This is a genomic window from Flavobacterium sp. A45, assembly GCF_002001005.1.
Lineage (GTDB): Bacteria > Bacteroidota > Bacteroidia > Flavobacteriales > Flavobacteriaceae > Flavobacterium.
The window spans coordinates 40,860-48,707 of record NZ_MUNX01000068.1; the positions used below are offsets into that span (position 1 = coordinate 40,860).

The window sequence follows — 7,848 nt, forward strand, 5'->3', positions numbered from 1 at the left end:
AAATGAAAAGAATTATATACGCCCTACTATTTACATCATTATTTTTTTCTTGTAAGGAAGCAAAGAATGAAGAAGAAACGCCAAAAGAGGATGGATTAATTATGGTAACTAAGCAACAGTTTCAATCTTCTGGGATGCAAATCACTTCACCCACCGAGCAGAATTTTAATGTAATTGTAAAATGTTCCGGAAAAATCGATGTTCCTCCACAGAATAGAGCACAGATTACAACTTTTATTGGTGGATACGTTAAGTCAACCCGTCTTTTGGTTGGAGATAAAGTAACCAAAGGGCAAGCCCTATTGACTTTGCAAAACACTGAATTTTTGGATATTCAAAAAGAATACCTGGAAGTCGCTGAACAAATTAATTATTTGAAATCGGAATACGAGCGTCAAAAAACATTGTATGATGAGAAAATTTCTTCGCAAAAAAACTATTTGAAAGCAGAGAGTGATTACCGTAAAACAAAAGCAATGTATCAAAGCTTACGTGAAAAATTATTAATGCTCAACATTAATCCTGCTCAAGTTGAAAAAGGTAAATTAACTTCGGTAATTACTATTTATTCACCAATTTCTGGTGATATTGTTATAATGAATGCTAATGTTGGAATGCCAATTGCACCTTCAGATGTAATATTGGAAATTGTGGATACCCAGCATTTACATTTGGAGCTGGCTGTTTTTGAAAAAGATATTTTGAGGGTAAAAGAAGGTCAGATAATCGAATTTACAGTGCCTGAAGCAGCCAAAGAAATGTTTAAAGCCGAAGTTCATTTGGTTGGAAAATCCATTGAAGGCAATGACAGAACCATAAATGTACATGGACATTTGGATGACAATATTAAGCAAAAATTATTGACAGGAATGTTTGTTGAGGCAGGAATATTGGTTGATAAAAAAAAGGGTTTGGCAATTCCTATTGATGCTTTGATCACAGAAGACAATAAAAGTTTCGTACTTTTATTAGATAGCTCCAAAAAGGAGTATTCTTTTAAAAAAGTCAAAATTTCAATTGGTGAAAAATCCGAAAAATATGTAGAAATAATCCCAGATAGTGAAATTAATGCTTCTTCAAAAATTTTGACCAAAGGGGTATTTGACATTGCAAATTGATATTGTCCACAATTTTATAAATGGCAGAAAACATTCTGTTTTATTCCATAAACTCATTTAAAAAACTTTTAATCATTAAATCAAATTTAGTTATGAACGATGCACATTTACACATGGTAGTTAACCATTTTCCAATTATTGGAATCATTTTTGGATTTGGAATTTTAATTGTTGGCTTGATTTTGAAAAATAAAACATTGATAAATACATCATATGTATTGTTCATAGTTGCAGCTATTTTCGGCGCATTTAGTATGGGAACCGGGGACGGAGCAGAGGAATTGGTTGAAGATATGCCGAATATAGGAAAACAGATTATTCACGAGCACGAAGAATTGGCCGAAAAATTAGCCATATTGCTTTATGTTTTGGCTGGATTATCGCTTGCAGGTTTGTATTTGAACTTTAAAAAACATTCAAAAGCAAAGCCACTTTCTTTTTTGATATTGAGTGTTGTAACTGTCGGATTATTTTTAGTTCAAAAAGTTGGTACTTCAGGAGGAGAAATTCGTCACACCGAAATAAGAGCAAATGAGAATACAACGGTTAATGGTTCAGTAAAACAATCAGAAGAACACGAAGATTAGGTTTGTGATTTAAAAAATTATAAAAGAAGCGATTTGTTTTGAATCGCTTCTTTTTGTGAGGATATATTGAAAAGTTAACGGTTAATTAGCTTCGCTTTTTCTTTTATAATGTCGCTTATTTTTCGGTTTTCAATTTTACTTTCCAGCCAAGAAATAATATCTAGATATAGAAAAGCTCTCTTTTCATAAGTGTTTTTTTCTAATTCTATGAAGCGCTCTCTCATTTTTATGAACTCTTTTTTGATGTCGCTTGGGTACAAATTACTCAAGTTTTTAAGGAAACGTATCATCTCTTTTTGTACCTCATGTAAATCATTCATTTTGATTAAAAACTTATAGGTGTTTTTAAGTTGATTTTCCAAATAATAATCCCTTCCTAATTCATAATGTGCAATCAAGCATAAAATCCTTGCAAAGCACATCAAGTCTTCCCTCATGGTAAGGTTTTTATTGTTGATGATTTTTTCTAAATAAACGATGCACTCTTGAAACTTTTCATTCCCAAAATAAATACAGGCAATCTTGTAATAAAACATCATTTCGTGGTGTTCATCCAAGTGTTCGCTGTGAACTTTCATTTTATTCAAAATGACAGGTACTAAATATTCGCTTTCAGCAAAAGTGCCTTCCAGTATATGATAGTTCAATTTATTGTTATACAAATAGAGAAATGAAAGCGAAGCAATATTATCGTTTACAGGAAAACGTGGATCATTGATCGTTTCTTCCAATAATTCTAAATACTTTTTGAAATTAGATTTGTACTTGAGCATAAATAATGACTCTAATAAATAATGATTTCCCTTTAAGAAGAAAACAGGATTTAGGAAAATCATATTTTTATTGTCATAAAATAAAGTCACCCATTTGTAAGAGTACTTATAGCAGGAAAGAAAGTCTTGTACCAAAAAGCTTCTCCATAGATTGGCATTGTAAAACCAATATTTTTCTCTAAACTCAAATTTAGATTGATCTAAGTGAGCAATATGTTTATTAAAATAGTCATCAATGTATTTGTATTCTTCATCACTTTTTACAAAACCAGTTTTGAGCATTATACCATACAATTGTAGCGATAAATTGGATAATTTGCTCGAAATGGTATTGCGATAATTTAATTCTTTGGCTTGAATAACCAATTCGTCAGCTCGACCTTGAATACTTCGGGTGATGTATTGCGATTCGATCAGTTTTTCAAACTCGACAATTTCAAAAGCCATGTATTTTTCATCATTTTCGATGGCCTGTTGTTTGGTTTTATCCAATATTTTTAAACTTTGCTTGTAAAGTCCTTTATTATATAGGATTGCAGCAAAATCAATTTGTTCTCTAAGTTGGTAACGAATGTTCTGGCTTGGAATATTTAAGCGAATACTCACTAAAATTTGTTTGTACAAGTACGATTTTAGGTTTGATAACTGTACTTTTTTGATCAAACCATTCTTCAATATTAGTTTTTCATCATACACTTCTGATTTATCCAAAATATTGAAAAGCTCGATAAACTTAGTATTAGAACTTGTTTCCAGTCGACTTGCAAATATTTTAAATTGTCTTTTTTCAGATTTGGAAAGGGATTTTATTAATACAAATAAAAAATCTTTTTGATGGTTAGCCATTGTATTATAGAAGTATTTAACTTGTTGATTAGTAGGTTGTTAATGTGTTATTTTTTACTTTATAAGTAGTATATTTATTTAAAAACAGGTTTAGTTCTATGTAAATGAAAACTATTTTTGTTTTAAGATGTGAAATTACATTAAATAAATTAAAATGAATAGAGAGAAAGTCCAAATTTTTGACACCACTTTAAGAGACGGAGAACAGGTCCCAGGATGTAAATTAGACACCAACCAAAAACTCGTTATAGCGAATCGCCTTGACGAAATGGGAGTTGACATCATTGAAGCTGGTTTTCCTGTTTCTAGTCCAGGTGATTTTTTATCTGTTTCTGAAATATGTAAAATTGTAAAAAATGCAACTGTTTGCGGTCTTACCAGAGCAGTAGAAAATGATATTGATGTTGCTGCAGCAGCTTTGAAACATGCTGTTAAACCTAGAATACATACAGGAATTGGAACTTCAGATTCGCATATTATTCACAAATTGCAAACGACACGTGAAGATGTAATTACAAGAGCAAAACGTGCAGTTGCACACGCTAAATCTTATGTTGAAGATGTAGAGTTTTATGCAGAAGATGCTGGTAGAACCGAAAATGCATTCTTGGCAAGAGTTTGCGAAGAAGTAATAAAATCAGGAGCTACAGTTCTTAATATACCAGATACAACTGGATATTGTTTGCCAGAAGAATACGGAGCCAAAATAAAATACCTTAGAGAAAACGTAAAAGGGATTGAAAATGTTATACTTTCCTGTCATTGTCATAATGATTTAGGAATGGCTACAGCCAACTCAATCGCAGGAGCTGTAAACGGAGCTCGTCAAATTGAATGTACTATTAATGGAATAGGGGAGAGAGCTGGAAATACAGCACTTGAGGAAGTCGTTATGATTTTCAAACAGCATCCTTACTTGAATTTATATACTGATATTGACAGTAAACAATTGAACGAAATGAGTCGATTGGTTTCTGAAAGTATGGGAATGATTGTACAACCAAACAAAGCGATTGTAGGAGCTAATGCTTTTGCACACAGCTCAGGTATTCACCAAGATGGTGTGATTAAGAACAGAGCTACTTACGAAATCATGGATCCTTTGGATGTTGGTGTCAATGAGTCGTCTATTATCTTAACAGCAAGAAGTGGTAGAGCAGCATTGGCTTACAGAGCTAAAAAAGTAGGCTACGAACTTACAAAAGTTCAACTGGATATCGTTTATGTTGAGTTTTTAAAATTCGCGGATATCAAAAAAGAAGTTTTGGATGAGGATATTCATCAAATTATTGAAGCTAGTAAGATATACGTCAATAACTATTAATAGAAAAAATTACTTCTAAAAATAAATAATATGAACTTAAAAATAGCAGTACTTTCAGGAGATGGGGTAGGTCCAGAGGTTATTTTGCAAGCTAAAAAAGCATTGTACGCTATTAGTGTGGCCTATGATCATGAGTTTATTTTTGAAGATGCTTTAATTGGTGCAACTGCCATCGAAAAAACAAGAAACCCATTGCCAGAACAAACCTTAAATCTTTGTCTAAATACTGATGCAGTATTGTTTGGAGCTATTGGGAATCCAAAATATGATAACAATCCAGAAGCTAAAATTCGTCCAGAACAAGGATTATTAAAGCTTAGAAAAGAATTGGGGCTTTATGCTAATATTAGACCCATTAAGCCTTTCAAAAATCTATTGGATGCATCTCCTATAAAAAAAGAGGTTATCGAAAATGTAGATTTTGTGATTTTTAGAGAATTGACAGGAGGTTCCTATTATGGTGAAAAAGTAATTAATGAAGAAGGTACTTTCGCTTCAGATATATGTGAATATTCTGAAAATGAAATTAATCGTATAACGCATCAAGCCTTTAAAGCAGCACAGGGTAGAAGAAAAAAAGTGACATTGGTGGATAAAGCCAATGTATTGGAAACTTCTAGATTGTGGAGAAAAATTGTTAAAAATATTGCACTTCAATATCCAGATGTGAAATTGGAATGTCAATATATTGACAATGTTGCGATGCAAATAATCACTGATCCAAAACAATATGATGTAATCTTAACCGAAAATTTATTTGGTGATATTCTGTCGGACGAAGCTTGTGCTATTATGGGTTCTATTGGTTTAATGGCATCGGCTTCAATAGGGGATAAGAATGCGCTTTTTGAACCAATTCACGGTTCTTATCCGCAAGCAAAAGGAAAAAATATAGCGAATCCTATTGCTTCTATTTTATCGGCAGCTATGTTGTTGGAACACTTTGGATTGGAAAAAGAAGCTAAAAAAGTATATGAAGCTGTTGAGAAAGCTATTGAATATAAAGTGGTTACAATTGATTTGAACCCAGGTTCAAGATTTGGAACTAATGATGTTGGAGATTTTATTTCAAACGTCATATTAAGTAAAGATGATTTGTATTTCAAAAATGATAATGTTCAAATTGGGCAATCGACTATTGTTTAGTTAATAAAAATCATAAAATATTGCATTATATCACTAAAAACTCTTGGTTTGTTGATAAAATGTTTTTTTATTGGATTTGTTTTTTATACTTTTGCAGAGTTAAAAATTAAGAAAATGAAACGCATTACCAACGTCCTTGTAGTTCTAAGTGTCATTGTGATTATCACATATGAAAAGGGATTGGTATAAATATAAGTGAAAACATATTTAAAACCTCCCATAATTTTGGGAGGTTTTTTTTTAGATAAAAATTAAAATACACAAATTAATAATAGAATGGAATTAAATAAATACAGCAAGATAATCACGCAAGACGAAACACAACCAGCTTCTCAAGCTATGTTCTACGGAATTGGTTTGACGGAAGAGGATCTTAAAAAAGCACAGGTAGGAATTGTGAGTATGGGTTATGATGGAAATCCTTGTAACATGCACTTAAATGACTTGGCTAAAGATATTAAGACTGGCGTCTGGAAAGAAGATTTAGTTGGATTGATTTTTAATACTATTGGTGTAAGTGATGGTATTTCTAATGGTAATGATGGAATGCGTTTTTCTTTGGTTTCTCGTGATGTAATTGCAGATTCTATTGAAACGGTTATGGGTGCGCAATGGTATGATGGTCTGATTGCAGTTCCAGGTTGTGATAAAAATATGCCGGGAGCTTTAATGGCTATGGGTAGAGTAAATCGTCCTTCAATTATGGTTTATGGAGGATCTATTCACCCAGGAAAATGGAAAGGTGAAGATTTGAATATTGTTTCTGCTTTTGAAGCTTTAGGCAAGAAAATTAAGAACACGATTACACCTGAAGATTTCAAAGGAGTAATTCAAAATGCTTGTCCAGGTGCAGGTGCTTGTGGTGGAATGTATACTGCAAACACAATGTCATCAGCGATTGAAGCCTTAGGAATGAGTTTGCCTTACAGTTCTTCTAATCCTGCTTTGAGCGCTGAAAAGAAACAAGAGTGTGTTGATGCTGGTAAAGCAATCAGAATATTATTAGAAAAAGATATTAAACCTAGAGATATCATGACCCGTAAAGCATTCGAAAATGCGATTACGATGGTAGCTGTTTTAGGTGGTTCTACAAATGCGGTAATGCACTTAATTGCAATGGCTCACTCTGTAGGGATTGAATTGACATTAAAAGATTTTCAAGATATCAGTGATAAAACACCATTATTAGCCGACTTGAAACCAAGTGGTAAGTACTTAATGGAAGATTTACATAATGTAGGAGGTGTTCCTGCGGTAATGAAATATTTATTGAAAGAAGGTTTATTACATGGTGATTGTTTAACAGTAACAGGAAAAACAATTGCGGAGAATTTAGCTTCAGTACCTGATTTACATGATGGACAAGAAGTGATTCATGAAATACAAAAAGCATTAAAAGCTACTGGAAATATTCAAATTCTATACGGAAACTTAGCAACAGAAGGTTGTGTTGCTAAAATTAGTGGTAAAGAAGGAGAGTTTTTTGAAGGTACAGCAGTAGTTTTTGAAGGTGAAAAAGATGTAATTAGAGGAATACAAGCAGGTGAAGTGAAACCTGGAAATGTAGTGATTATCCGTTACTGTGGTCCAAAAGGTGGTCCTGGTATGTCTGAAATGTTAAAACCAACATCTGCTATTATGGGTGCTGGTTTAGGAAACTCGGTTGCTTTGATTACTGACGGACGTTTCTCTGGTGGTTCACACGGTTTTGTCGTCGGACACGTTACTCCAGAAGCGTATGAAGGCGGTGGAATTGCATTGATAGAAAATGGAGACGTTATTACAATTGATGCGGTAAATAATACCATTAACATGAAAATTTCTGACGAAGAATTGGCTAAACGAAAAGCCAATTGGAAAAGACCAGAATCACCAATCAAACAAGGAGTTTTGCTTAAATATATGCGTTCGGTCTCCAGTGCCTCTGAGGGATGTGTTACCGACAAATAAAATTCCCCCTAACCCCCAAAGGGGGAATATGATAAGAATTAGGATGAAAAATTAAAAATATAATATATCCATCTAGTCTCCCTCCCCTTCGGGGAGGGTCGGGG

The 7,848-nt window shown here is 33.1% G+C and carries 6 protein-coding genes; 5 read left to right on the plus strand and 1 reads right to left on the minus strand.

Annotated elements, in window-relative coordinates:
* Positions 1–2 precede the first annotated feature (2 nt).
* Together B0E44_RS07210 and B0E44_RS07215 are read left to right on the plus strand one after the other, a co-directional pair.
* Positions 3–1,118 (plus strand): efflux RND transporter periplasmic adaptor subunit, encoded by a 1,116-nt coding sequence (locus B0E44_RS07210; protein WP_077372246.1) that lies wholly within the window; start codon positions 3–5, stop codon positions 1,116–1,118.
* A 92-nt stretch (positions 1,119–1,210) separates the two neighbouring features.
* On the plus strand, positions 1,211–1,705 hold the full coding sequence (locus tag B0E44_RS07215; protein WP_077372263.1) for a DUF2231 domain-containing protein: 495 nt from the start codon (positions 1,211–1,213) through the stop codon (positions 1,703–1,705).
* A 74-nt stretch (positions 1,706–1,779) separates the two neighbouring features.
* Here B0E44_RS07215 and B0E44_RS07220 read toward each other — a convergent pair whose 3' ends face one another.
* Positions 1,780–3,324, minus strand: a complete 1,545-nt coding sequence (locus tag B0E44_RS07220; protein ID WP_077372249.1) for a hypothetical protein — start codon at positions 3,322–3,324, stop codon at positions 1,780–1,782.
* Between the two features lie 154 nt (positions 3,325–3,478).
* Here B0E44_RS07220 and B0E44_RS07225 point away from each other — a divergent pair, with 154 nt between their 5' ends.
* The 3 genes from B0E44_RS07225 (at position 3,479) to ilvD (ending at position 7,744) form a co-directional block, all read left to right on the plus strand.
* Positions 3,479–4,648 carry a 2-isopropylmalate synthase gene (locus tag B0E44_RS07225; protein ID WP_077372251.1) on the plus strand — a complete coding sequence of 390 codons (1,170 nt, stop codon included), beginning with the start codon at positions 3,479–3,481 and terminating at the stop codon, positions 4,646–4,648.
* A gap of 30 nt (positions 4,649–4,678) precedes the next feature.
* Positions 4,679–5,794: a 3-isopropylmalate dehydrogenase gene (gene leuB / locus B0E44_RS07230; RefSeq protein ID WP_077372254.1), complete on the plus strand. Its 1,116-nt coding sequence runs from the start codon at positions 4,679–4,681 to the stop codon at positions 5,792–5,794.
* Positions 5,795–6,070: 276 nt separating this feature from the next.
* Positions 6,071–7,744: a dihydroxy-acid dehydratase gene (ilvD, locus tag B0E44_RS07235; protein WP_077372257.1), complete on the plus strand. Its 1,674-nt coding sequence runs from the start codon at positions 6,071–6,073 to the stop codon at positions 7,742–7,744.
* Positions 7,745–7,848: the final 104 nt, after the last annotated feature.

Excerpts from the sequence above, each read along its gene's own strand:
- leuB (WP_077372254.1), top strand. The coding sequence starts at position 4,679 with ATGAACTTAAAAATAGCAGTACTTTCAGGAGATGGGGTAGGTCCAGAG.
- ilvD (WP_077372257.1), top strand. The coding sequence starts at position 6,071 with ATGGAATTAAATAAATACAGCAAGATAATCACGCAAGACGAAACACAA.
- B0E44_RS07210 (WP_077372246.1), top strand. The coding sequence starts at position 3 with ATGAAAAGAATTATATACGCCCTACTATTTACATCATTATTTTTTTCT.
- B0E44_RS07215 (WP_077372263.1), top strand. The coding sequence starts at position 1,211 with ATGAACGATGCACATTTACACATGGTAGTTAACCATTTTCCAATTATT.
- B0E44_RS07225 (WP_077372251.1), top strand. The coding sequence starts at position 3,479 with ATGAATAGAGAGAAAGTCCAAATTTTTGACACCACTTTAAGAGACGGA.
- B0E44_RS07220 (WP_077372249.1), bottom strand. The coding sequence starts at position 3,324 with ATGGCTAACCATCAAAAAGATTTTTTATTTGTATTAATAAAATCCCTT.